Annotated in this window: 22 protein-coding genes; 20 read left to right on the top strand and 2 right to left on the bottom strand. The window is 65.4% G+C overall.

What is annotated here, in order from left to right; translation table 11 throughout:
• Window positions 1-7 precede the first annotated feature (7 nt).
• Entirely contained in the window at window positions 8-1,327 is a 1,320-nt protein-coding gene (gene gltX, locus IOC82_RS14880; RefSeq protein WP_290546991.1) for a glutamate--tRNA ligase, read from the bottom strand.
• 1 nt (window position 1,328) lies between these two features.
• Entirely contained in the window at window positions 1,329-2,957 is a 1,629-nt protein-coding gene (locus IOC82_RS14875; protein WP_290546990.1) for an NAD+ synthase, read from the bottom strand.
• An 80-nt stretch (window positions 2,958-3,037) separates the two neighbouring features.
• On the opposite strand from IOC82_RS14875, the gene IOC82_RS14870 reads away from it, so the two are divergent.
• The 20 genes from IOC82_RS14870 (at window position 3,038) to ribB (ending at window position 25,851) form a co-directional block, all read left to right on the top strand.
• Complete coding sequence (locus IOC82_RS14870; protein ID WP_290546989.1) at window positions 3,038-4,540, top strand: acyl--CoA ligase; 1,503 nt, start codon at window positions 3,038-3,040, stop codon at window positions 4,538-4,540.
• Window positions 4,537-5,538: a 2-dehydropantoate 2-reductase gene (locus IOC82_RS14865; RefSeq protein ID WP_290546988.1), complete on the top strand. Its 1,002-nt coding sequence runs from the start codon at window positions 4,537-4,539 to the stop codon at window positions 5,536-5,538. The genes IOC82_RS14870 and IOC82_RS14865 overlap by 4 nt, the downstream gene beginning before the upstream one ends.
• On the top strand, window positions 5,535-6,506 hold the full coding sequence (locus IOC82_RS14860; RefSeq protein WP_290546987.1) for a neutral zinc metallopeptidase: 972 nt from the start codon (window positions 5,535-5,537) through the stop codon (window positions 6,504-6,506). The genes IOC82_RS14865 and IOC82_RS14860 overlap by 4 nt, the downstream gene beginning before the upstream one ends.
• Before the next feature lie 103 nt (window positions 6,507-6,609).
• On the top strand, window positions 6,610-7,020 hold the full coding sequence (locus tag IOC82_RS14855) for a universal stress protein (RefSeq protein ID WP_290546986.1): 411 nt from the start codon (window positions 6,610-6,612) through the stop codon (window positions 7,018-7,020).
• Between the two features lie 68 nt (window positions 7,021-7,088).
• Window positions 7,089-8,336 (top strand): glycerate kinase, encoded by a 1,248-nt coding sequence (locus IOC82_RS14850; RefSeq protein ID WP_290546985.1) that lies wholly within the window; start codon window positions 7,089-7,091, stop codon window positions 8,334-8,336.
• Between the two features lie 2 nt (window positions 8,337-8,338).
• A complete protein-coding gene (locus IOC82_RS14845) occupies window positions 8,339-8,578 on the top strand; it encodes a LysR substrate-binding domain-containing protein (protein ID WP_290546984.1) in 240 nt (79 codons plus the stop codon).
• Between the two features lie 128 nt (window positions 8,579-8,706).
• Window positions 8,707-9,054, top strand: a complete 348-nt coding sequence (uraH, locus tag IOC82_RS14840; RefSeq protein ID WP_290546983.1) for a hydroxyisourate hydrolase — start codon at window positions 8,707-8,709, stop codon at window positions 9,052-9,054.
• Between the two features lie 6 nt (window positions 9,055-9,060).
• Window positions 9,061-10,527, top strand: a complete 1,467-nt coding sequence (gene xdhA, locus IOC82_RS14835) for a xanthine dehydrogenase small subunit (protein ID WP_290546982.1) — start codon at window positions 9,061-9,063, stop codon at window positions 10,525-10,527.
• Window positions 10,527-12,839: a xanthine dehydrogenase molybdopterin binding subunit gene (xdhB, locus tag IOC82_RS14830; protein ID WP_290546981.1), complete on the top strand. Its 2,313-nt coding sequence runs from the start codon at window positions 10,527-10,529 to the stop codon at window positions 12,837-12,839. Before xdhA ends, xdhB begins: the two co-directional genes overlap by 1 nt.
• Window positions 12,836-13,738: a xanthine dehydrogenase accessory protein XdhC gene (xdhC, locus tag IOC82_RS14825; protein WP_290546980.1), complete on the top strand. Its 903-nt coding sequence runs from the start codon at window positions 12,836-12,838 to the stop codon at window positions 13,736-13,738. Before xdhB ends, xdhC begins: the two co-directional genes overlap by 4 nt.
• Window positions 13,739-13,741: 3 nt before the next feature.
• The gene (locus tag IOC82_RS14820; RefSeq protein WP_290546979.1) at window positions 13,742-15,277 is read left to right on the top strand and encodes an ABC transporter ATP-binding protein; all 1,536 of its coding nucleotides are present in this window, start codon (window positions 13,742-13,744) and stop codon (window positions 15,275-15,277) included.
• Window positions 15,261-16,367: an ABC transporter permease gene (locus IOC82_RS14815; RefSeq protein WP_290546978.1), complete on the top strand. Its 1,107-nt coding sequence runs from the start codon at window positions 15,261-15,263 to the stop codon at window positions 16,365-16,367. The genes IOC82_RS14820 and IOC82_RS14815 overlap by 17 nt, the downstream gene beginning before the upstream one ends.
• Window positions 16,364-17,287, top strand: coding sequence for an ABC transporter permease (locus IOC82_RS14810; RefSeq protein WP_290546977.1), 924 nt, complete (start codon window positions 16,364-16,366; stop codon window positions 17,285-17,287). The genes IOC82_RS14815 and IOC82_RS14810 overlap by 4 nt, the downstream gene beginning before the upstream one ends.
• Before the next feature lie 95 nt (window positions 17,288-17,382).
• The gene (locus IOC82_RS14805) at window positions 17,383-18,450 is read left to right on the top strand and encodes a BMP family ABC transporter substrate-binding protein (protein WP_290546976.1); all 1,068 of its coding nucleotides are present in this window, start codon (window positions 17,383-17,385) and stop codon (window positions 18,448-18,450) included.
• A 66-nt stretch (window positions 18,451-18,516) separates the two neighbouring features.
• Window positions 18,517-20,601 (top strand): urate hydroxylase PuuD, encoded by a 2,085-nt coding sequence (locus tag IOC82_RS14800; RefSeq protein WP_290546975.1) that lies wholly within the window; start codon window positions 18,517-18,519, stop codon window positions 20,599-20,601.
• Window positions 20,598-21,095: a 2-oxo-4-hydroxy-4-carboxy-5-ureidoimidazoline decarboxylase gene (gene uraD / locus IOC82_RS14795; RefSeq protein ID WP_290546974.1), complete on the top strand. Its 498-nt coding sequence runs from the start codon at window positions 20,598-20,600 to the stop codon at window positions 21,093-21,095. Before IOC82_RS14800 ends, uraD begins: the two co-directional genes overlap by 4 nt.
• Window positions 21,092-22,441 carry a guanine deaminase gene (gene guaD / locus IOC82_RS14790; protein WP_290546973.1) on the top strand — a complete coding sequence of 450 codons (1,350 nt, stop codon included), beginning with the start codon at window positions 21,092-21,094 and terminating at the stop codon, window positions 22,439-22,441. Before uraD ends, guaD begins: the two co-directional genes overlap by 4 nt.
• A 364-nt stretch (window positions 22,442-22,805) precedes the next feature.
• A complete protein-coding gene (locus IOC82_RS14785) occupies window positions 22,806-23,405 on the top strand; it encodes a superoxide dismutase (RefSeq protein WP_290546972.1) in 600 nt (199 codons plus the stop codon).
• Between the two features lie 62 nt (window positions 23,406-23,467).
• Window positions 23,468-24,520, top strand: coding sequence for a dipeptidase (locus IOC82_RS14780; protein ID WP_290546971.1), 1,053 nt, complete (start codon window positions 23,468-23,470; stop codon window positions 24,518-24,520).
• Window positions 24,521-24,570: 50 nt separating this feature from the next.
• On the top strand, window positions 24,571-25,851 hold the full coding sequence (ribB, locus tag IOC82_RS14775) for a 3,4-dihydroxy-2-butanone-4-phosphate synthase (RefSeq protein WP_290546970.1): 1,281 nt from the start codon (window positions 24,571-24,573) through the stop codon (window positions 25,849-25,851).
• Window positions 25,852-25,897: the final 46 nt, after the last annotated feature.

Below are 25,897 nucleotides of genomic sequence, written 5' to 3'. Positions count from 1 at the left end.
CGCGCAATCAGAAGAGCCGCTCAAGCGCCTTGTCGCGGCCTATGAGTGGGAGCAGTTGGGCGAGTTCCGGGCCGTGGCCGAGGCCGGTCAGCGCCATGCGCAGCGGCATGAAGAGGGGCTTGCCTTTGCGGTCCGTCGCCGCCTTCACGGCTTCGGTCCAGGCCTTCCACGTCGTGCCATCCCACGGCTCCGGTGGCAGCAGGCTGCGGGCGGTGGCGATGAAATCTGTGTCCTCGAGCGCGATGACCGGTGTGACATGGCCCTTCACCACGTCGCGCCACGTTGCGGCATCCGAGAGCTTCTCGATATTGCCGCGGATGGCGAGCCAGAAGGCCTCGCTGTCGCCGGGAAGCCGGTCCTTCACGGCGTCCCACGGCAGCTGGTGCAGCAGCTTGGCATTCAGGTGAAGAAGTTCAGTCTCGTCGAAGCGGGCCGGCGCGCGCGACAGCTTGCCGAGATCGAAGCCTTCGACGAGCTCCGCATAATCAGCACACGGATGGATATTGCCAGAGGTGCCGAGCAGCGCGGCGTGGCTCACTACCGCCATGGGTTCGAGCCCGCCCTCGCGCATCGAACCGATCGACAGCGAGCCCAGCCGTTTCGATAGGCCCTTGCCATCTGCGCCGGTCAGCAGGCTGTGGTGGGCATAGGTGGGCGCCCTGGCCCCCAGCGCTTGCGTGATCTCGATTTGCACCGCGGTGTTCACCACATGGTCCTCGCCGCGGATGACGTGGGTGACCGCGAAGTCGATGTCGTCGATAACGGAGGGCAGCGTGTAGAGATAGCTGCCGTCCTCGCGCACCAGCACAGGGTCGGACAGCGAACGCGTGTCGATGTGCTGGGGCCCGCGGATCTGGTCGTTCCATTCCACCACGCGGCCGTCGAGCTTGAAGCGCCAGTGCGGCTTCTTGCCCCCGGCCTCGAGCTTCGCGCGGTCTTCCTCCGTCAGCTTCAGCGCGGCGCGATCGTAGATGGGGGGCTGCTTGCGCGCCTCCTGGCGCTTGCGCTTGCGGTCCAGCTCATCCGCCGTTTCGTAGCAGGGATAGAGCCGGCCTTCGGCGCGAAGCTTGTCGGCGACCTCGTCATAGCGCCCGAAGCGCCTCGACTGCCATTCGACGCGATGGGGCTTGATTCCCAGCCAGTCGAGATCGGTGGCGATGCCGTCGGCGAATTCCTGCGTCGAGCGCGCGGTGTCCGTGTCGTCATAGCGCAGCACGAACTGGCCGCCGGTCTTGCTGGCCATCAGCCAGTTGAGGATCGCGGTGCGGGCATTGCCGATGTGGATGCGCCCCGTGGGCGAGGGCGCGAAGCGGACGATGCTGGTCATGTCAGCGCCCGTCCCGGAAGGCGTTGGTGATGGGGTAGCGCCGGTCGCGGCCGAAGTTGCGGCGCGTGATTTTGACGCCGGGTGCGGCCTGCCGCCGCTTGTATTCGGCGATGTAGAGCATGTGCTGGATACGGCGCACCAGCGCCTCGTCGTAACCCGTGGCCTCGACGATCTGCTCCACCGGCAGCTCGTTCTCGACCAGGCCCTCGAGGATCGCGTCGAGCACGTCATAGGGCGGCAGCGAGTCCTGGTCCTTCTGGTTCTCGCGCAGCTCCGCCGTCGGCGCCTTGGTGATGATGCGCTGGGGGATCACATGGCCCAGCGAATTGCGCCAGGTGGCGAGGCGGTAGACCTCTGTCTTGTAGACGTCCTTGATCGGGTTGTAGCCGCCATTCATGTCGCCATAGAGGGTCGCATAGCCCACCGACATTTCGGACTTGTTGCCGGTGGTCAGCACCATGGAGCCGAACTTGTTGGAGATCGCCATCAGGATCGCGCCGCGCGAGCGCGACTGCAGGTTTTCCTCCGTGATGCCCGGTGGTGTGCCTTCGAACATGGGCTTCAGCGCGTGGAGGAAGCCCTCGACCGGCTCTCTGATCGGCACCACGTCATAGCGCACGCCCAGCAGCCTGGCGCATTCCTCCGCATCGGCGAGGCTGTCCTTGCTGGTATAGGCATAGGGCAGCATCACGCAGTGGACACGGTCCGCGCCCAGCGCATCGACCGCCATGGCGGCGACGACTGCACTGTCGATGCCGCCCGAAAGGCCCAGCACCACGCCGGGGAAGCGGTTCTTCAGCACATAGTCGCGAAGCCCCAGCACGCAGGCCTTCCACGTCTCTGCCTCGTTCTCAGGGACTTCGACGATCTCGCCGGGCACGCAGCGCCAGCCATCCTCCCCGCGCAGCCATTCCGTGAGCGCGATCTGCTCCTCGAACATCGGCATCTGCCAGGCGAGCGTGCGGTCGGCATTCAGCACGAAGGAGGCGCCGTCGAAGACGAGCTCGTCCTGGCCGCCCACCTGGTTGAGATAGGCCATCGGCAGGCCTGTCTCGGTGACGCGGGCGACGACGAGATTGAGGCGCACATCATCCTTGTTGCGCTCGAAGGGCGAGCCGTTGGGGGAGAGCAGGATTTCAGCCCCGGTCTCGGCCAGCGTCTCGCAGGTCTCCTCTGTCCAGATGTCTTCGCAGATCGGCACGCCCAGGCGCACGCCCTTGAAGGCGATGGGACCCGGCGCGGGCCCGGCGTTGAACACGCGCTTCTCGTCGAACACGCCATAATTCGGCAGGTCGAACTTGTGGCGCACCGCCTCGATCTTGCCGTTGGCGAGCAGGGCAACCGAATTAAAGAGGTGAGCGCCCTCACGCCACGGGAGGCCCATCAGCACGGCGGGACCGGTGACGGTCTCCTTCGCCAGCTCTTCCACGGCTTCCCGGCAGGCCGCGACGAAGGTGGGGCGCAACACAAGGTCCTCTGGCGGATAGCCGCAGATGAAAAGCTCCGGAAACAGGATCAGATCGGCTTCGGGCGTCTCCCGGCGCGCCTCGCGGGCGCGGTCGAGATTGGCCTTGATGGCGCCCAGCGTCGGGTTGATCTGGGCGAGCGCGATGATGAGTCTGTCAGTCATGATGGGGGTCTTAGCGGATGCAGGTCTGACCTTCAATTCCACGGCGTTGACGGGGCTTCCTAAATGGGCAGACTGCCGGAATGATCCTGAAAAGCGTTCTCGATGCCCGCCTGCCGGGCGATGCCGCCCTCCTGGCCTCCGGCCGGGAGCCCCTCCGCTATGGCCGTTTCTCCGCTTTGGTGGAGGACACCTTCGCGGCCCTCAGGCGGCGCGGCCTCTCGCGCAACGACAAGCTCGCCATCGTGCTGCCCAATGGGCCGGACATGGCGTCGAGCTTCGTCGCCTGCGCCTGCGCGGTGACCGCGGCCCCGCTCAACCCCGCCTATCGTGAGGACGAGTTCCATTTCTACATGGACGATCTCAAGGCCCGGGCGCTGCTGGTGGAGGAGGGCAGCACATCCCCTGCCATCGCCGCAGCACGGCGGCTCGGCATTCCGGTACTGACACTCAGCCCGGGGTCGGAAGCTGGCGCCTTTACCCTTTCGGGCGATGCCGTCGCTCCGCCGTCGGTGCAGGGCTATGCCGAGGGTGGCGACGTGGCACTGGTGTTGCACACCTCCGGCACCACCTCGCGGCCCAAGATCGTGCCGCTCACGCATGCGAACCTGCTGGCGTCTGCCAACAACATCCGCAACACGCTGCAGCTCACCGAGCGTGACCGGTGCCTCAATATCATGCCGCTGTTCCACATCCACGGCCTCGTGGCGGCGATCCTCGCGACGCTCACCGCGGGCGCCTCGGTCTTCGCCACGCCGGGCTTCAATGCGCTGAAATTCTTCGGGCAGATCGAGGAGGCGCGCCCGACCTGGTACACCGCCGTGCCCACCATGCACCAGGCGATCCTGTCCCGCGCCGATCGCAATCAAGAGATCATCAAGGCCAACCCGCTGCGCTTTATCCGTTCGAGTTCGGCCTCGCTGCCCGTGCCGGTTTTCCACGCGCTGGAGGAGGCCTTCGGCTGCCCCGTCATCGAGGCCTATGCGATGACGGAGAACGCCCACCAGATGACCTCGAACCAGCTGCCGCCGGGCAAGCGCAAGCCAGGCTTCGTCGGCTGTGCGGCAGGGCCCGAGGTGGCCGTTATGTCGCCTGATGGAAAGCTGCTCTCCCATGGCGAGGAGGGCGAGGTGGTGACGCGCGGGCCAAATGTCACGCCGGGCTACGAGAACAACCCGAAGGCCAACGAGGCGGGCTTCGCCTTCGGGTGGTTCCACACCGGCGATCAGGGCTTCATGGATCGTGACGGCTATCTCAAGATCACCGGCCGCCTGAAGGAGATCATCAACCGCGGCGGCGAGAAGATCGCGCCCATGGAAGTGGACGAGGTGCTGATGGAGCATCCCGCGGTGGCGCAGGCCGTGACCTTCGCCATGCCGCATGACAAGCTGGGCGAGGAGGTGGCGGCAGCCGTGGTGCTGCGCGAGGGCAAGAGCGCCACCGAGCGCGCGCTGCAGGACTTTGCCAACGGCAGGCTCGCCGCCTTCAAGGTGCCGGAAAAGATCGTGATCCTCGAGGAAATCCCTAAGGGCGCTACCGGCAAGCTGCAGCGTATCGGCCTTGCGCAGAAGCTGGGTCTGGCGTGACGAAGATCTGTATCTTTGGCGCCGGCGCCATCGGCGGCTATGTCGGCGCAAGGCTGGCGCTGAAGGGTGAGGCCGATGTCTCTCTCGTCGCGCGCGGTGCGCACCTCAGGGCAATGCAAGCCCAGGGCCTGACGCTGAAACAGGACGGCGAGACTTACGTGGTGCGCCCGCGCGTCACATCCGAGCCGAAGCAGCTTGGCCCGCAGGACTTCATCATCCTGACACTGAAGGCGCATAGCATTGCCGGGGTCATGGACCAGATGATGCCGCTGATCGGCAAGGACACCGCGATCCTCTTTGCCCAGAACGGAATCCCATGGTGGTACTTCCATGGCGTGGGCGGCCCTTACGAGGGCGCCCGGCTGGAGAGCGTGGACCCCGGCGGCATCATCTGGGATCGCATCGGGCCAGAGCGTGCGCTGGGCACGGTGGTCTGGCAGGCCGCCGAGATCGAGGCGCCGGGCGTCATCGCGCACAAATACGGTGACCGCATGCCGCTCGGCGAGCCGACCGGGGACAAGACCGAGCGCACGCTTGTTCTCAGCAAGCTGCTCACCAGCGCCGGCATCAAGAGCCCGGTCAGGCCCAATTTGAGGAACGAGATCTGGCTCAAGCTGTGGGGCAATCTCAGCTTCAATCCGGTGAGCGTGCTGACGCTGGGCACGCTGCAGGAGCTTGCCACCGACCCCGGAACCCGGCGCGTCATCCGCACCATGATGGAGGAGGCGCGCGCGGTGGCCGAGAAGCTCGGCGTCAGCTTCGCCGTCGATGCGGACGAGCGCATGGACATGGCGGCGAAAGTGGGCGCCCACCGCACCTCCATGTTGCAGGATGTGGAGGCAGGCCGCCCCGCGGAACTCGATTCCTTGCTTGGCGTTGTGATCGAGCTGGGCCGCCTCGTTGAAATCGGAACGCCAAGCTTGCAATTGGTCTATGATCTCTGCAAATTCCGAAGTCAGCCGGCAGGCCGAGGTCCGGTAACGGAGAGGCGCGGATGAAACTGGACGATTTCCGTTCTCAGGACAACATCGAGGACCGGCGCGGGCAGGGCGGGGGCTTCGGTTTCCCCGGCGGCGGCGGCAGGGGAGTCAACATTCCCATCGGCATGGGGCGCGGGGGCTTCAGTTTCAGGACGATCCTGATCCTGATCGCGCTCTATCTCATCTTCAAGTTCGTCTTTGGTCTTGACCTGCTGCAGGTGCTGAATGGCGGCGGCTCGTTCGGCCCCACCACCGGCGGCTATGAGAATACCACCACCCCCGGCACGCAGGCGGGCTCCGCCACCTCTGGCAGTTCGCCGGGCCAGGCCAGCAGCAACGTGACGGGTGACGCCGGCAAGGAATTCGCCGGTGCGGTGCTGAAGTCGACGCAGGTGTTCTGGACGGATTACTTCAAGCAGCATGGCGCCGCCTATCAGGCGCCGCAGCTCGTGCTGTTCAACGGCTTCGTGCAGTCAGCCTGCGGCACGGCGCAGTCGGCCATGGGCCCGTTTTATTGCCCGGGCGACAGGAAGGTCTACATCGACCTTTCCTTCTACCAGGACCTGCGCGACAAGCTGGGAGCCCCCGGGGACTTCGCACAGGGCTATGTGATCGCACATGAGGTCGGCCACCACGTGCAGAACCTGCTTGGTACCGCCAGCAAGGTGCAGGCGCAGCGTTCGCGCGTGTCGCAGGCGCAGGCCAACGAGCTTTCGGTGCGAATGGAGCTTCAGGCGGATTGCTATGCCGGCATGTGGGGCAAGTTTATGCAGGACACTCACCACCTCGACCCGGGCGACATGGAGGAGGGGCTGCAGGCCGCCTCCGCCATCGGCGATGACCGGCTGCAGAAGCGCAGCCAGGGCTATGTAGTGCCCGAGAGCTTCACGCATGGCAGCTCTGCGCAGCGTATGAAATGGCTAAAGCGCGGCCTTTCAACCGGCGATATCGACGCCTGCGACACCTTCTCCGTGAACAACCTCTGAGGCGCCTATTGCCTCATTGTTGACCGAAATCAAGGTTTGGCGTCACTATCCTCCTTAATCGACAGCAGCAGTTAGAACTCTTGATGAGAAGGAGGGAATGAAGATGAAGAAGATTCTGTGCGCCACCGATGGCACCGATCATTCGGCCCATGCCGTGGAACTCGCGGCCGAATTGGCCAAGAAGCTCGGCGCCCATTTGTCGGTCTGCGTCGTCAACGTGGCCAATGGCGGCAGCCGCGGGCCGCTGATCTACATGCTGGAAGACGACCAGGTGAAAAAGATCCTCGACGCCGCCGCCGCCGTCGCCAGGAAGCATGGCGTCGATGGCGTCGACGAACTGGCGCTCAGGAGCCGAGATGCCGCCTCCGCTATCGTTCAGTATGCTGAGGAAAACGGCTATGACCAGATCGTCGTCGGCACCGGCGACAAGCGCGGCGTCTCCCGCCTCGTGCTCGGTTCCGTCGCGGCGGATGTCGCCGGCCGCGCCCATTGCAGCGTGCTGGTCGCCCGCTGACTGAGCCATAGGCTTGTGCATCTCCCTGGCTTGGCGCAAGAAGCGTCAAGCCAGGGAGTTTGTTTTACGTGACGGACGACAGGACAATCCTGCGGAGCCTCTTCGACGCCGCGGTCGAGGCCGCCAATCCGGTGAAGGCGGTGGTCCGCAACCTTCCGCCCAAGCCAGAGGGCCGCACCGCGGTCATCGCGGCCGGCAAGGCTGCCGTGCCCATGGCCAAGGCGGTCGAGGACAATTGGGATGGCCCTCTCGAAGGCCTCGTCATTGCGCCCCATGGCTATGGCCATGACCTGAAGCGGCTGCGCCTCGTCCATGGCAGCCATCCGGTTCCCGACAAGACCAGCCTTGCCGCAGCCGAACAGGCACTGGCGCTGGCCGCCACGCTGGGGCCGGACGATCTTCTGATCGCGCTTATTTCCGGCGGCGCCTCGGCGCTGATGTCGAAGCCGGTGCCCGGCATTTCCATCGAGGAGAAGTTCGGGCTGGTGAAGGCAGTGCTCAGATGCGGCGCCAATATCGCGGAACTGAACTGCGTGCGAAAGCAGGTCTCTGCCGTGAAGGGCGGGAGGCTGGCGCGCGCCGCGGGCAAGGCGGCGATCTGGACGCTGGCTCTTTCCGACGTGCCCGGGGATGATCCGTCCATCATCGGCTCCGGCCCCACCGTGCCGGACCCGACGCGCAAGAGGGACGCGCTCGCCATTCTCGCGCGCTATGGCGTTCCGGTGCCGCAATCGGTCGAGGCTTGGCTCAAGGCACCCGACGAGGACCGCAGCATCCTGAGCGGCCACACCGAAACACGCGTCATCGTCTCGCCGCACGAATCCTTCCGCGCCGTGCGCGCCAAGTCTGAAGGACAAGGCCTCAACGTGCTCTATCTGGGTGATCGCATCGAGGGCGAGGCGCGCGAGGTGGCCAAGGTCCACGCCGCTATCGCGCTCGAAATCGCCGGCCGCGATGCACCGGCGAAGAAGCCTTGCCTGCTGCTCTCGGGCGGCGAAACCGGCGTCACCGTGCGCGGCAAGGGCCGGGGCGGACGCAATGTCGAATTCCTGCTGGCACTGGCCATCGCGCTGGGCGGCGGCACGCGCATCACTGCACTCGCCGCCGACACCGATGGCATCGACGGCATGGAGCAGATCGCCGGCGCGGTGATCGACCCCTTGAGCCTCGACCGCGCCCGCGCGCTGGGCCTCGATCCCATGGCTTCCCTCGAGAACAACGATGCGCATACGCTTTTCGAGAGGCTGGGCGACCAGGTGATCACCGGTCCCACCCACACCAACGTCAACGACTTCCGCGGCATCCTGATCCGGTAATCGTGGCCTCGCTCGCCGGGCGCGGCAGCTGCATCGCCTTCCAGACGGTGATCGGCATCGAGCGCGAGCTTGCCGCGGGCGAGCTGGTCTTCGTCCCCCTTTCCGACAAGCGCCTGCCGGTCGACCGTCTGCGCATCGTCGCCCGCACGGGGGCAGGTGCAAGGCCCACGGTCGAGGCCTTCCTGGAGATCGTGGTCCATTACCTCAAGAAGCGCCGCGTCGGGATCGACTTGACCGTCTAACGTGCAATTGATGTGCACGCTCCGTGTCCTTTATTCTGCTTTTGCGAACGCGCGCTGCATGATAGGTTTTGGGCTAATCGGGACATCCAGATCGTGAACTCACAACAAGGGGAGGGAGCAGAGCGACCATGGGCCGCCTGACGACGCATGTATTGGACACTGCCTCGGGCAAGCCTGCGGCCGGCCTGAAAATCGAGCTCTACCGGCTCGGCGAGCCCACACCGCTCAAGACCATACACGCCAATGCCGATGGCCGCGCCGATGGCCCGATCCTGGAAGGGGCCGGTTTCGCCGCCGGGCAATATGAGTTGCGCTTCCATGCGGGGGCCTATCTCCGCGGCCTGGGAACGAAGCTGCCGGAACCCGCCTTTCTGGACGTGATCCCCATCCGCTTCGGAATCGCCGATGCAGCGGCGCATTATCACGTGCCGTTGCTGCTCTCGCCCTATGGCTATTCGACCTACAGAGGGAGCTGACCCTTCGTGACCACCCGTGCCTCCATCCGCTTCCTGCGCAACGGCCAGATCGTGGAACTTACCCACGTTCCGCCCATGCGCACGGTGCTCGACTATCTGCGGCTCGAGGAGGGGTCGCGCGGCGCCAAGGAAGGCTGCAACGAGGGCGACTGCGGCGCCTGCACCGTGGCGCTGGGCTCACTCAAGAACGGCAAGCTCGTCTACGAACCGGTCAACGCCTGCATCCTTCTCGTGGGCCAGCTCGACGGCAAGGAGCTGGTGACGGTCGACGACCTCGCCGACGCAGGCACGCTGCACCCGGTGCAGCAGGCGCTGGTCGACACGCATGGCTCGCAATGCGGCTTCTGCACGCCGGGCTTCGTCATGTCGCTCTTCACGCTCTACCAGCAGGGCGGCGCCCCGACGCGCGACGAGATTACCACGCACATCGCCGGCAACCTTTGCCGTTGCACCGGTTATCGCCCGATCATCGAGGCCGCGCAGGCCTGCTGCACCGGCAAGGCCGCGGATCGCTGGGCCAAGGGCGCGAAGGAGGCGATGCGCCAGCTTGCCGGGCTGGAAGACGGCAAGGATGTTTTCGTGGGCTCGGCCGAAGGCTTCATCGCACGGCCCGCGCAGGCCGCAACGCTCGCGAGGCTCGCAGCCGGGAACCCGGACGCCACCATCGTCTCCGGCGCCACTGACGTCGGCCTGTGGATCACCAAGCAGATGCGCGTGCTGCCGAAGATCATCCTCACCGGCGGCGTGAAGGACCTGCACGCCGTCGAGTCCGGCAATGACCGCGTCACACTTGGCGCGGCGGCGACCTATGCGGAAGCAACAGCTGCACTCTCGTCCATCGACGCCGATGTTGCCGAAGTGCTGCGCCGCCTCGGTTCCGCCCAGGTGCGCGCCTCGGGGACCGTGGGCGGCAACATCGCCAATGGCTCGCCCATCGGCGACACGCCGCCGATGCTGATCGCGCTCGGCGCCACCCTCACGCTGCGCCATGGTGACTCCGAACGGTCAATGGCGCTCGAAGACTTCTTCATCGCCTATGGCCGCCAAGACCGGAAGCCCGGCGAACTCGTCTGGCGCATCGACGTGCCGAAGCTGAAAGCTAACGAGGCCTTCCGCGCCTACAAGATTTCCAAGCGTTTCGACCAGGATATCTCCGCCGTCATGGCCGGTTTCAAATTCACGCTGGATGGCCGCACCATCTTATCCGCCCGAATAGCCTTCGGCGGCATGGCGGCAACGCCGAAGCGGGGCGCGCTGACGGAAGCCGCATTGCAGGGCGTCTTCCTGGACCAGTCCGCCACGTGGGACGCCGCCATCGCGGCGCTGGCGAATGACTTCCAGCCGATCTCCGACATGCGCGCCTCGGCCGCCTATCGCATCGAGGTGGCGCAAGGCCTGCTCAGGAAGGCGCTGATGGAGCTGGCCGGCGCCGCCGGCACACGCGTGCTGGCCCATCGCAAGGCAGTGGCGTGATGGCCGTGGCCCGCCGCAGCATCGTGACCAAGACGGTGGGCCACACGATGGCCCATGACAGCGCGGCGCTGCATGTGCAGGGCTCCGCCGCCTACATCGACGACATGCGCGAGCCCGAGGGCCTCCTCCACGTCTATCCCGGCTTCGCCAAGGATGGCGCGCTGGGCAACATCAAGGCGCTCGACCTCTCCGCGGTGCAATCCGCTCCGGGCGTGATCGCCGTTCTCACCGCCAGGGACGTGCCCGGTCTCAACGACTGCGCGCCTGTCTTTGGCGGCGACCCGATCCTCGCTGATGGCCGCATCATGTTCCACGGCCAGGTGATCTTCGCCGTCATCGCCGGCACGCGCGAGGCCGCACGCCGTGCCGCCAGGCTTGCCAAGATCGAGATCGCGGCGGAAACCCCCGCCGTCACCGTCGAGGATGCGCTGGCGGCGAAGACGAATGACGTGGGCGAACCCTACCAGTTCCTGCGCCGCGATCCGTCGAAGGCCATCGCCGCCGCCAAGCACAGCATCTCCGAAAGCTTCCGCATCGGCGGGCAGGAGCATTTCTATCTCGAAGGCCAGGTGAGCCTCGCCGTGCCGGAGGAGCATGGCGCGGTGACCGTGCATTGCTCCACGCAGCACCCTTCAGAGGTCCAGCACCTCGTCGCCCATATGCTGCACATTCCGGCTGCGCTGGTGACGGTCGAATGCCGCCGCATGGGCGGCGCCTTCGGCGGCAAGGAAAGCCAGGCGGCGCAATGGGCCTGCCTCTCGGCCCTGGCCGCGCGCCTGACGGGGAGGCCCGCCAAGTGCCGTCTCGACCGTGACGAGGACATGATGCTGACGGGCAAGCGCCATGACTTCCGTGTCGATTACCGCGCGGGCTTCGATGCGAAGGGCCGCGTCACGGCGGTCGACGTCGATTTCCTCGCGCGCTGCGGCTATTCTGCGGATCTTTCGAACGCCATCTGCGACCGCACCATGTTCCACGCGGACAACGCGTACTTCTTCCCCGCCGCCCGCATCGCCACGCGACGCTTGCGCACCGACACCGTATCCAACACCGCCTTCAGGGGCTTCGGCGGCCCGCAGGGCATGCTGTTTGCCGAGCGTCTGATGGAGGCGATCGCCATCCGGACCGGCCAGGACCCGCTTGACGTGCGCAAGGCCAATCTCTATGGCGTGAAGGGCAGCGTCACGCCCTATGGCATGAGGGTTGAGGATAACATCGCGCCCGGCATCATCGCCCAGCTCGAGAAATCCTCCAGCTACCGCGCCCGCCGCAAGGCCATCGCTGCCTTCAACGCGAAGAGCCCGGTGCTGAAGAAGGGCCTCTCGCTCACCCCCGTCAAGTTCGGCATCTCCTTCACCCTCACCCACCTCAACCAGGCGGGTGCGCTGGTGCATGTCTACACCGATGGCTCGGTGCACCTGAACCATGGCGGCACGGAGATGGGGCAGGGCCTCTACACCAAGGTGGCGCAGGTGGTGGCGGAGGAGTTCGGCATCGCCGCCTCTAACGTGCGCATCACCGCGACGACGACAGGCAAGGTGCCCAACACCTCGGCCACCGCGGCTTCGTCAGGTGCTGACTTGAATGGCATGGCGGCCAAGGCTGCGGCCTCCACCATCAAGAACCGCCTCATCGATTTTGCGGCCAAGCAGTGGAAGGCGCCGAAGAGTCGCATCCGCTTCGAGGATGGCCGCGTGCTCATCGGCAACCGCGCCATGCCCTTCGGTGAACTTGCCCGGCAGGCGCATGTCGCCCGCATCTCGCTGTCCTCGACGGGTTACTACGCCACGCCCAAGATCAGCTGGGACCGGTCCAAGGCCAAGGGCCGTCCCTTCTTCTATTTCGCCTATGGCGCCGCCTGCTCGGAAGTCACCATCGACACGCTGACCGGCGAGATGGCGGTCGAGCGCGTCGACATCCTCCACGATGCCGGCCGCTCGCTGAACCCCGGCCTCGACATCGGCCAGGTGGAGGGCGGCTTCGTGCAGGGCATGGGCTGGCTCACCACCGAGGAACTGGTCTTCGATGCGCAGGGGCGTCTGCGCACCCATGCGCCGTCCACCTACAAGATCCCCTGCGCCTCGGATGTTCCCGCCGATTTCCGCGTCAAGCTCTTCGAATCCAAGGGCAACAAGGAAGACACGATCTATCGCTCCAAGGCGGTCGGTGAACCGCCGCTGATGCTGGGCATTTCCGTCTGGACGGCGATCTTCGACGCGGTGGCGAGCCTGAAGCCGGGTGTGATCCCGCAGCTCGACGCGCCGGCAACGCCGGAGGCCATCCTCCGCGCGGTGAAGGGCATGCGCACATGAAGGTCTGGAGCCTGATCGCACGGCTGCTGGAGACGGAGGGCACCTGCGCTCTCGTCTCCGTCACGCGGGCCGAAGGCTCCGTGCCGCGGGAGGAGGGGGCCCGCATGGTGGTCACCGCCCATGGTTTCCACGGCACCATCGGCGGCGGCACGCTGGAGTGGAAGGCGCTGGCCCAGGCGCAACGCCTGCTTGGGAGCCCGCGCCAGGTGAAGATGCTCACCCTGTCGCTGGGTCCCGACCTCGGCCAGTGCTGCGGCGGGCGGGTGACGCTGGCGATCGAGAGCTTCGATGCCGCCGCGCTGCCGGAGGCCCGCACCCTGGCAGCGCGCGAGGCGGAAGGCTCCTTCACCCTCAACAATCGCCTGCCGGGCGTCACGGAAATCTTCGGCGAGCGCCGCCGCGCTGTGCTGGTTTTCGGCGCCGGCCATGTCGGCCGCGCACTGATCCTGTCATTGGCCTCGCTGCCATTCGACGTCACCTGGGTTGATCCGCGTCCGGAGGCCTTCCCCGGCGCCATGCCGCAGAACGTGACGTGCTTTTCCGGCGACCCGCTGGAGGCGGTGGCCGCCGCACCCGAGGGCGCGCTCGCCTTCATCATGAGCCATTCCCATGCGCTCGACCTGCAAATCGCGGATGCCGCGCTCCGGAACATGGCGATCGCCCGTGTTGGCGTCATCGGCAGCGCCACCAAGCGGGCGCGCTTCGAGCGGCGGCTGACGCAGGCGGGCGTGGATAAATCACGGGTCGCCGCGATGATCTGCCCCATCGGCATCGGCGGCATCCGGTCCAAGCTTCCCGCCGCCATCGCCGTGGCCGTTGCCGCACAGCTTATAACCCTCGATGAGGCATTGTCAGCCTCTGCAACCCACGGCATTCTGCCGGCAAGGAACGCGGGTTGATCAATGGACTACCTGCTCGAGGCACTCCACGTCACCAAGGTCTTCGGAACCCTGAAGGCCAATGACGGCGTGACTCTGAAGGTGAAGCCCGGCGAGATCCATGCCTTCCTCGGCGAGAACGGGGCGGGCAAGTCCACCCTGGTGAAAATGATCTATGGCGCCCTCCAGCCCACCTCCGGCGAGTTCCGCTGGATGGGCAAGGCGGTGACCATCCCCAGCCCCGCCGCGGCGCGGAAGCTCGGCATCGGCATGGTGTTCCAGCACTTCTCGCTGTTCGAGGCGCTGACAGTCGCTGAGAACATCGCCCTCGCCATGCCCGGTGCCTTCGACATGAAGAAGCTCTCCGGGCGCATCGCGCGCGTGTCCCGCGACTATGGCCTGCCGCTGGAGCCCACCGCCGTGGTCGCCGACCTCTCGGTAGGCGAGCGCCAGCGGATCGAGATCGTGCGCTGCCTGCTGCAGGAGCCGAAGCTGCTCATCATGGACGAGCCCACTGCCGTGCTGACCCCGCAGGAAGCCGACCAGCTCTTCATCACGCTGGCGCGCCTCGCCAGCGAGGGCTGCGCGGTGATCTATATCAGCCACCGCCTCGAGGAGGTGAAGCGGCTCTGCCACAACGCCACCATCCTGCGCCATGGCAAGGTGGTCGCCAATGTCGACCCGACGCGGGAGACGGCAGCGAGCCTCGCCAAGCTCATGGTCGGCGGCGACATTCATGTGGTGAAGAGCGCGCGGGAGGACCAGCGCGGCGCCACGCGCCTCAAGCTCGATCGCCTCAGGCTCTCTGCCGATGGGCCTTTCGCGGTGGAACTCAGGAACGTCTCGCTCGACGTGAAGGCGGGCGAAGTGGTGGCCATCGCGGGCGTCGCGGGTAACGGCCAGTCGGAACTTTTCGATGCGGTGTCGGGCGAGCGCTCGCTGGCCCAAGCCGCGATGCTGCTGATCGACGGCAAGCCGATGGGCCATGACGGTGTCAACGCACGGCGCAATGCCGGCGCCGCCTTCGTGCCGGAGGAGCGGCTGGGCCATGGCGCGGTGCCGGCCTTCACCCTCTCGCAGAACGTCGTGCTCACCAGGCATTCCTCCGACGGGGCGCTGGTGAAATCCGGCATGGTCAGCAGCGGCGGCGCCTCGGGCGTCAGCCAGCGCGTCATCAAGGACTACGACGTCCGCAAGGGCAAGCCAGACCCGGAAGCGCGTTCGCTGTCGGGCGGCAACCTGCAGAAATTCGTGGTGGGCCGCGAGTTGGACCGCAGGCCCGGCGTGCTGGTCATCAACCAGCCCACCTGGGGTGTCGATGCCGGGGCCTCCGCCACCATCCGCCAGGCCATCGTGGACCTTGCGCGGCAGGGCTCCGCCGTGCTGGTCATCAGCCAGGACCTTGACGAGATCTTCGAGATCGCCGACCGCATCGCCGTCATCTCGCGCGGCCAGCTCTCCGAGGCCTATCCTGCCTCCGATCTCACGCCGGAAAAAATCGGACTCCTGATGGCCGGAGCGCATGAACGCAAGGAGATGGCCCATGCGGCTCGTGCTTGAGAAGCGGGCAGAGGCCTCCGGGCGCATGGCGATCCTGTCGCCCGTCATCGCCATTGCGCTCACGTTGATCACCGGCGGCATCATCTTCGCGCTGCGCGGCCTGAACCCCTTCTCCGCGCTCTACGTGTTCTTCGTCGAACCGCTCACCACCTCGTGGTCTATCGAGCAGCTGATCGTCAAGGCCGCGCCGCTTGCCATGATCGGGGCGGGTCTCGCTGTCTCCTACATGGCGAATGTCTGGAACATCGGGGCCGAGGGCCAGCTCACCGCAGGCGCTATCGTGGGCTCCGCCATCCCGGTGTTCTTCCCCGAATTCCAGTCGCCGCCCACGCTGGCGCTCATGCTGTCGCTGGGCGTCATCGGCGGCATGGCCTGGGCGGCGATCCCGGCCTTTCTCAAGAACCGCTTCGGCACTAACGAGATCCTCACGAGCCTGATGCTGGTCTATGTCATCCAGCTGGCGCTCGACTGGCTGGTGCGTGGTCCGTGGCGCGATCCCAAGGGCTACAATTTTCCCAAGACCATCGCCTTCTCGGACTGGCAGTTGCTGCCGCAGTTCCAGCTGCTGCCGCCGTCCGTCGGCCCCATCTACATCAATCTCGGCGCCATCTTCGCCGTGGCCGCGGTGGTGGCGCTTGCCTTCATGATGGGCCGCACGCTGAAGGGCTATGAACTGCGCGTGCAAGGCATCGCCCCGCGCGCCGGCCGCTTCGCCGGCTTCTCCCGCGAGAAGACCGTGTGGTTCTGCTTTCTGCTCTCGGGTGGCCTCGCAGGGCTTGCCGGCATCTGCGAGGTGATGAGCACGGTAGGCCAGCTGCAGCCAGGCATTTCGCCAAGCTATGGCTTCACCGCAATCATCGTCGCCTTCCTCGGCCGCCTCAATCCCATCGGCGCACTGGTTGCAGCCTTCGCGCTGGCCATCAGCTATCTCGGGGGCGAATCCGCTCAAGTCGCGCTCGGCATCTCCGACAAGACGGCGCGCGTCTTCCAGGGCGTCTTGCTGTTCTACATCCTTGCCTGCGACTCGCTCATTCTCTATCGCCTGAAAATTATTGGGCGCACGCCGGGGCCGGCGGAGGCGAAGGCATGAACGACCAGCTTCTCTCTGTCATCCTCACCATCATCACGGCGTCCACCCCGCTGCTGCTCGCCGCCATCGGCGAGCTGGTGGTGGAGCGCTCTGGCGTACTCAACCTCGGCGTCGAGGGCATGATGGCGGTGGGCGCCGTCTCGGGCTTCGGCGCCGCCCTGATGACGGGCAATCCTTACGTTGGCGTGTTCGCCGCTCTGGCCGCCGGTGCGGTGCTGTCCCTGCTCTTCGGCTTTCTCACCCTCACCATGGTCTCGAACCAGGTGGCGACAGGCCTTGCGCTCACGCTGCTCGGGCTCGGCGCCGCCGGGCTGATGGGTGAAAGCTTCGTGGGCCAGCCCGGCATCCACCTCGAGCGGCTGCACATCCCTGGCCTTTCCGAGGTTCCCCTCATCGGCCCAATTCTGTTCGGACAGGACTTCCTGGTCTATCTCTCGCTCATCATCGTGGCGGCGGTGTCCTATGTCCTGTTCCGCACCAAAGCCGGACTCATCATCCGCGCGGTGGGCGATAGCCAACAGTCGGCCCATGCGCTGGGCTATTCGGTGGTCGGCGTCCGCTACCTCTGTGTTATGTTCGGCGGCGCCTGTTCGGGGCTCGCGGGCGGCTATCTTTCGCTCGCCTATACGCCGCAATGGGTGGAGAACATGACGGCGGGCCGCGGCTGGATCGCCCTGGCGCTGGTTGTCTTCTCCTCCTGGCTGCCCTGGCGCATCGTGGCGGGGGCCTATCTCTTCGGGACAATCACGGTGATGGGATTTTCGCTCCAGGCATATGGCATCGGCATCCCGTCCCAGCTACTCTCCGCTTTGCCCTATATCGTGACCATCCTGGTGCTGGTCGTGATCTCGGGCAACCGGGCCCTCATGCGGGCCAATACACCGGCTTGCCTCGGTCAGCCTTTCGTGCCTGACCGCTAGGCCTTGAAGAAGCTTCGTCACGGCCTGCAGCCGGCCTCGAAGTGATGAATAAGACGGCTGCAGGGAAACGGATTTTGAACAAGGAGCAAACGAGAATGAAGAAATGGATGGCGATGGCGGCGGTCCTGGCGCTTGGCGTCCCGGCGACCGCCGCGCAAGCGGCTGACAAGCTGAAGGCCTGCTGGGTCTATGTGGGTCCCGTGGGTGACTTCGGCTATTCCTACCAGCACGACGTCGGCCGCAAGGCCGTCGATAAGGCGCTGGGCGACAAGGTCGAGACCGTGTTCCTCGAGAACGTGGCCGAAGGCCCGGATGCCGAGCGCGCCATCGAGCGCCTGGCGCGCGAGGGCTGCAAGATCATTTTCACCACTTCCTTCGGCTTCATGGACCCGACCATCAAGGTCGCTGCCAAGTATCCGGACATCAAGTTCGAGCACGCAACGGGTTACAAGAAGGCCGACAACGTCGGTATCTACAATGCGCGCTTCTATGAGGGCCGCTACGTGATGGGCCAGATCGCCGCCAAGATGTCGAAGACGGGTACTGCGGGTTACATCGTGTCCTTCCCGATCCCGGAAGTCGTCATGGGCATCAATTCCTTTATGCTCGGCGCCCAGTCGGTGAACCCTGACTTCAAGGTCAAGATCGTCTGGGTCAACTCCTGGTATGATCCGGGCAAGGAGGCGGATGCCGCCAAGGTGCTCCTGGGCCAGGGTGCGGACATTCTCGTCCAGCACACGGATTCGACGGCGCCCTTGCAGGAGGCCGAAAAGGCCGGCAAGCTCGGCTTTGGCCAGTCCTCCGACATGATCAAGTTCGCGCCCAAGGCCCAACTCACCTCCAACACGGATGACTGGGACCCCTATTACATCGCGCGCGTCCAGGCCGTTCTCGACGGCACCTGGAAGCCGGATGACACCTGGGGTGGCATGAAGGACGGAATGGTTGTCCTTTCGCCCTTCACCAACATGCCCGACGACGTGAAGAAGATGGCCGAGGACACGGTCGCCAAGATCAAGTCCGGCGAATTCCATCCCTTCACCGGCCCGATCACCAAGCAGGACGGCACGACGGTCGGGGAGGCCGGCAAGCCGCTGCCCGATGGCGAGCTGCTCGGCATGAACTATTACATCAAGGGCATCGACGACAAGCTGCCGCAGTAAGCGTCAGGTTCGACAACCAGCGCCTGCCGCGGGAGCAATCCCCGGCAGGCGCATTCATGAGGAGCCGTGGAATTGGAGCCTTTCATCGCCGACTGGCTGAACTTCGCGATCCGCTGGGGGCACATGATCGCCGGCATCGCGTGGATCGGCACGTCCTTCTATTTCGTGGCGCTGGACTTTTCGCTGAAAACACGTCCGGACCTCCCGCAAGGCGTGCGCGGCGAGGCATGGGAGGTGCATGGCGGCGGCTTCTACCACGTCCAGAAATATCTCTCCGCACCCGCGACGCTCCCCGAGCATCTCACCTGGTTCAAGTGGGAGGCCTATCTCACCTGGGTCACCGGCTTCTTCCTGCTGGCGGTGGTGTATTACTTCAACGCCAGCGCCAATCTCATCGATCCCGCCATCGCCGAGCTCGCACCATGGCAGGCGATTGTCATTTCGCTCATTTCCATTGTTGCCGGCTGGGCCATCTATGACGGGCTGTGCCGTTCGCCCATCGGCCAGAAGACGGGCCTGCTCGCAGCCTGCGTCTTCGCGCTGATCCTCGGCTTCGCCTTCATCTTCACGCATCTCTTCTCGGGCCGCGGCGCCTTCATCCATGCCGGCGTCATCACCGGCACCATCATGGCGGCCAACGTCTTCATGGTGATCATTCCCAACCAGCGCAAGATCACGGCGGCGCTGATCCGTGGCGAGACTCCCGATCCGCGGCTGGGCGCCATCGGCAAACAGCGCTCTCTGCATAACACTTACCTGACGCTGCCCGTGCTGCTGATGATGGTGTCGAACCATTTCGCCATGCTCACCGATGCGCCGCATGCCTGGCTGCTGGTGGGCCTGATCTTTATCGGCGGCGCGGCGCTGCGCCACTTCCTCGTGCGGCACGAGGTGGGTGACCCGCTCTCCAGGACCGCCTGGACGCTGCCGGTCATCTTCGTGTCGCTTGGCGGTGCGTGGCTGCTCTCCTCCTCGCCGCTGTTCTCGCTCGACTGGGCCAACCTGTTCATCCGCTGGGGTCATATGATCGCCGGCATCGCCTGGATCGGCACCTCCTTCTATTTCGTGGCGCTCGACTTCTCGCTCCGCAAGGAGCCGGGCATGCCCGCCGGTGTAGGTGGCGAGGCCTGGGAGGTGCATGGCGGCGGCTTCTACCATGTGCGGAAATATCTGACGGCGCCCGAGACGCTGCCCAAGGACCTCATCTGGTTCAAGTGGGAGGCCTATCTCACCTGGGTCACCGGCTTCCTGCTGCTGGTCGTGCTCTATTACCTGCAGGCGGACAGCTACCTGATCGACCCCAACATCATGCCGCTCACCCAGCTTCAGGCCATCGGCATCTCGATCGCGAGCCTTGCACTCGGCTGGGTGCTCTACACCGCGCTCTGCAAGTCGCCCATCGGCCGCAGCACGGGGCTTCTCGCCATCGTGCTCTTCGCCATGCTGCTGGCCTTCGCCTGGGGCTATACGCATGTGTTCTCCGGCCGCGGCGCCTTCATCCACATCGGCGCGCTGATCGGCACGCTGATGGCGGCCAATGTCTTCATGGTGATCATCCCCAACCAGCGCAAGATCACGGCGGCGCTGCTGAAGGGAGAGAAGCCGGACCCGCGGCTCGGCTCACAAGGCAAGCAGCGCTCGCTGCACAACACCTATCTGACACTCCCCGTGCTGGCGATGATGGTGTCGAACCATTTCCCGATGATCACCGACAGCCCGCATGCCTGGATGCTGGCGGGGCTCATCATCCTCGCCGGCGGACTCGCCCGCCACTTCCTGGTGCGTACCGAGGTGGGCGACCGCCACGCCGACCTGGCCTGGATGCTGCCCCTGATCGGCGCGGCGCTGGCCATGGGCCTCATGATCACGCAGCCCTCGAAGCTCGTGCTCTTCCCCGGCGAGGTGACCGATGCCGAGGCGCTCCATATCGTGCAGACGCGCTGTGCGGCCTGCCATGCGGAATATCCGGCCGATGCGACCATCAAGGTGGCGCCCAAGGGCGTTCATCTTGAGACGCTGGAACAGCTGAAGCGCTATTCGGCGCAGGTTTGGGTGCAGTCTATCGCCAACAAGGCCATGCCGCTCGGCAACCGAACCGGCATGCTGGACGAGGAGCGCGCCAAGCTCGGAACATGGATCGCCAGGCAATGATGAGCATCACGCAAGTCAACGCCATAAGCCCAAAGGCCTTCATCGAGGCATTCGGCGACGTGGCCGAGCACTCCCCCTGGGTGGCGCGCGAGGCCGATGCCTTCCGCCCCTTTGCCAGCCGCGAGACGCTGGTGAAGCATTTTGAGGCCGCCATCCGAGCCGCCAACCGTGACGCGCAGCTGGCCCTCGTCCGCGCCCATCCGGACCTCGCCGGCCGGGCCAAGCTCACCGATGACTCGACGAAGGAACAGGCGGGTGCTGGCCTCAACACGCTGACCGCGGATGAATTCGCCCGCTTCACGGACCTCAACACGCGCTACCGGGAGCGCTTCGGCTTCCCCTTTATCTTCGCGGTGAAGGGCGCCACCAAGCACATGATCCTCGACAGCTTCGCGGCGCGCGTCGGCAACGACCGTGATGCCGAATTCGAAACGGCGCTGAGCCAAGTCTGCCGCATCTTCCGCTTTCGCATCGAGGACAGGGTGTCGCCATGACACGGGTCATCAAAGGCCAGACGCTGAGCTTCGCCGAGTACGGCAAGGCGGTGCACGAAAGCACGGGCGCCATTGCCATCGGTGATGACGGTGTCATCCTGTGGGCCGGTCCACAGGCGCTGCTCCCGCAGGGCTTCGCCCAGGCGGAGGTCGATGACTACGGCGACAAGCTCGTCATGCCGGGCTTCATCGATGCCCACATCCACTTCCCGCAATACCGCATGCTGGCGGCACCTGGAAAGGACCTGCTCGACTGGCTCACACGCTTCACCTTCCCGGAGGAGAGCCGCTACGCCGATTCCGGCTATGCTCGTGCCGCGGCGCAAGTCTTCCTCTCCCGCCTGTTCCAGCACGGCACGACATCCGCACTCGCCTTCTGCTCGGTGCACAAGATCTGTGCCGATGCGCTCTTTTCCGCGGCGGATGCGCATGGCATGGCGCTCGTCACCGGCAAGACCATGATGGACAGGAACGCAATCCCCGCCGTTGAGGACACGCCAGAGACGGGCGCCCGTGAAACCGTCGAGCTCTATGAAAAGTGGCACGGCAAGGGACGGCTGCGCTATGCGGTGACGCCGCGCTTCGCGCCCACATCATCGGACGCGCAGCTCAAGGTCTCCGGCGAATTGCTCTCCTCGCTTCCCGGCGCGCTGATGCAGACGCATCTCTCCGAAAGCCCGCGCGAGATCGCCTTCGTGAAGGAGCTGTTCCCCTGGTCGAAGGACTATACCGACGTCTATGACCACTTCGGCCTCTTGAGCGGCCGCAGCCTCTTCGCCCATGGCATCCACCTCTCCGGACGCGAACGCGCGCGGCTCTCGGAGTCAGGGTCCACGGTGGTGCATTGCCCCACCTCCAACACCTTTCTCGGCTCGGGCCTCATGTCCATGCCCCGGCTGCGGGAGAAGAGCAGGCCCGTGCATTTGGGTGTGGCCACCGACGTCGGCGGCGGCACCAGCTATTCCATGCTGGCCACACTGGGCGAGGCCTACAAGGTGCAGATGCTGGCCGGCTACAAGCCCTCGGCGCACGAGCTCTTCGCCATGGCCACGCGCGGCAACGCGGAGCGATTGAAGATTGCGCATGAGACGGGCGCGTTGGAGCACGGCAAGTTCGCCGACATCGTGGTCCTGGACCCCAAGGCGACACCGGTTCTGGCCAGCCGCCAGGAACTCTCGACGTCACTTGAGGATGTGCTGTTCTCGCTGATGATTCTCGGCGACGACCGCGCGGTGGAGGCCACCTATGTAAGGGGCCGCAAGGTGCATGAGAGGCGTGAATCCCACCTTCAATGCCGTCATCCCGGCGAAAGCCTCGACCCCGCTTTGGGTCAGCATGTGCGGTGAGAAAGCGGCACCCCGGCTTCTTGTAGAGCCTCTTTCGCTTCGCACGCGATTCCACTTGCCCGCACGATGCCCGATGTCCATGCGGGCGCCGCTCCGGCAGCCGAACTGGCCGCGAACGCAGTGCCGGCGAGACCGCGGTCCGCCGCTGGCGCAACCGGTCAACCACCCAAGACCGCCCGCACAGGCCTCGCCGGGCCGAAGACCAGTTTCGACGCCACCCAAGAAGAGATTGCCGCCAAGACCGGCGCTCCCGATGCCGCGGTCTCGGCATGAATTCACCTCACCCCTGGATCCTGGCGGGCTTCCTTGCGCGTTCGAGCGGCACGGACTAGATAGTGCCGACAGCTTTCAAGGAGGAACGACAATGGCTCTCGAACTGCCCGCCCTGCCCTATGCCTATGACGCGCTTGGCGCCTACATGTCCAAGGAGACGCTGGAGTATCATCACGACAAGCACCATATGGCTTACGTGACCAACGGAAACAACGCGCTGAAGGACAGCCCGCTGGCCTCGAAGTCCGTCGAGGAGATCTGCAAGATCGCCTTCGCCGAAAAGAACGCGCCCCTCATCAACAACGTCGGCCAGCACTACAACCACGTCCATTTCTGGAACTGGATGAAGCCCAATGGCGGCGGCAAGAAAATTCCGGCCAAGCTGCAGGCGGCGATCGACGCGGACCTCGGCGGCTATGACAAGATGCGCACCGACTTCATCCAGGCCGGCGTCACGCAGTTCGGCTCCGGCTGGGCCTGGATCGCCAAGAAGGACGGCAAGCTCGTCATCATGAAGACGCCAAACGGCGAAAATCCGCTGATGCACGGCGCCTCCCCCATCCTCGGTTGCGACGTGTGGGAGCACAGCTATTACATCGACTACCGCAACCTGCGCCCGAAATATCTCGAAGCCTTCGTCGACAACCTGGTCAACTGGGACTATGTCGACGAGATGTTCTCGAAGGCGTAAGCTCAGGCGAGTCCGGAACGACAGAGCGGCCGGGCCAAGCCCGGCCGTTTTCGCTGGAAAGGATGGTGAACTTGGTTCCCGTGTTCGATGGCCATAACGACGTGCTGCTCCGCCTGTGGAGCAAGAAGTCCGGTGACCCGGTTGCCGATTTCCTGAACGGTGACACCGGCGGCCACCTCGACCTGCCGCGCATGATCAAGGGCGGTTTCCAGGGCGGCTTCTTCGCCATCTTCGCGCCAAGCCCGGCGGATGCCGACCTCGACGACGACGAGGACATGAACCCGCCCCCCGCCGACCAGGTGGGCCAGGTGGGCGCACTCAACGCCACCATCGGCATGGCCTCGATCCTGTTCCGCATCGAGGAACGTTCGGAAGGCCGCTTCAAGGTGTGCCGGACGGCAGCGGAGATTCGCGACGCCGTGGCCCAGGGCCAGATCGCCGCAATTTTCCATATCGAGGGCGCGGAGGCGATCGACCCCGAGCTCAAGTCGCTCGACGTGCTGCACAAGGCAGGCCTGCGCTCGCTGGGCCTCGTGTGGAGCCGCGACAATGCCTTCGGCCAAGGCGTGCCCTTCCGCTTCCCGTCCTCGCCCGATACCGGCGGCGGCCTCAGCGAGGCGGGCAAGGCGCTGGTGCGCCGCTGCAATGAGCTCAGGATTATGGTCGACCTCTCGCACCTCAACGAAAAGGGCTTCTGGGACGTGGCGCGCCATTCCACCGCGCCGCTGGTCGCCACCCATTCCAACGCGCATGCGCTCTGTGCCTCCTCGCGCAACTTGACCGACGACCAGCTCAATATCATCGGCCAGACCGGCGGCATGGTGGGCCTCAATTTCGCCAATGGCTTCCTGCGCGCCGACGGCCGCTGGCAGAGCGAGAACGGGCTGGACACCATGCTCCGCCACCTCGATCACCTGATGAAGCACGCCGGCGAGGACCATGTGGGGCTGGGCTCCGACTTCGACGGCGCCCGAATCCCCTCCCAGATCGGCGACGTGACCGGCCTGCCCCGGCTGGTCGAAGCCATGGCGGCGCACGGTTATGGCGAAGACCTCAGCCGCAAGCTGTGTTCGGAGAACTGGATGCGGGCGCTGGAACGCACCTGGGGTGAATAACCTTTATCGAGGCTTTGCACTGGACTATTAGCAATGCTAATAGTCCTCTCATGAAACTTTCCGAGTGGCTCGCTAATAGCAGCACATCACAATCCGAACTGGCGCGCCGGCTGGGGGTCACCCAGGGCCGGGTTTCGCAGCTGGTGGCGGGGGCGCAGCCCTCGCTCGATCTCGCCAACAAGATTGCCGCCGCCACGGGCAACAAGGTGCGCCCCACCGATTTTGGAGACCAGACCATGCCGAACCAGCAGAAGCTCGACCCCGTCGAGGATGCGATCAAGGCCGTTGCCGCCGGCGAGATGGTGGTGGTGGTCGACGACGACGACCGCGAAAACGAGGGCGACCTGATCGCGGCGGCCGCCAAGATCACAGCCGAGCAGATGGCCTTCATGGTGCGCCACACCTCCGGCATCGTGTGCACGCCGATCACTGCGGAAGACGCCAAGCGCCTGAAGCTCGACCCCATGGTGGCGCTGAACGACGCGCCCATGGGCACCGCCTTCACCGTGACGATCGACTACAAGGAAGGCCTCACCACCGGCATTTCGGCCAGGGAGCGTGCGGCGACCTGCCATGCGCTGGCCAACCGCAATGTGGTGGCGGATGATTTCGTGCGCCCCGGCCACATCTTCCCGCTGGTCGCCAAGTCAGGCGGCGTGCTGATGCGCTCGGGCCACACGGAAGCGGCCGTGGACCTCGTGAAGCTCGCCGGCCTCCACCCCGCGGGCGTCATCTGCGAGCTCGTCAATGATGACGGCTCGGTAAAACGCGGGCAGCAGGTGATAGCCTTCGCGCGCGAGCATGGCTTCAAGATCATCTCGGTCGCGGACCTCATCGCCTATCGCCAGCGCCGCGAGCGCCTGGTCGAGCAGACCGCCCAGTTCGATGTCGAAACGGCGATCGGCAAGGCCCGGGGCTATTCCTTCGTCACGCCCTTCGACCAGGTGGAACAGCTGGCGCTGGTCTTCGGCGACGTGTCAGCAGCCAAGGCGGTGCCCGTGCGGCTTCACCGCGAGAACGTGCTGGAGGACGTGTTCGGCACGCGCAGCACGCTGGGCAAGGTGTTCGAGGTGTTCAAGCGCGAGGGTGCGGGCATTCTCGTCTACCTGCAGGAAGGGGCCGCCGGCGTTCCGGCAGGCCAACTCTCGGTTGCGGAGAAGACCGGCAGCGCCGCCCAGCGCCAGCAGTCGTGGCGGGACGTAGGGCTTGGCGCACAGATCTTGCGCGACCTCAACGTCAGCTCCATCCGCCTCGTCTCCTCCTCCAACCGGCACTATGTGGGCCTCTCCGGATTCGGTATCGCGATCGCCGAAACGATCAAGCTCGACTAGGGCCGCGCGCCCGGCCTAAGTTACTGGTTATGCGGGCGACCCGACC

This window comes from Aestuariivirga sp. (assembly GCF_020252395.1).
In the GTDB taxonomy this organism is placed as follows: domain Bacteria; phylum Pseudomonadota; class Alphaproteobacteria; order Rhizobiales; family Aestuariivirgaceae; genus Aestuariivirga.
Note: the sequence above shows the minus strand (reverse complement) of the source record. Positions and strands in the feature narration are given on the sequence as shown.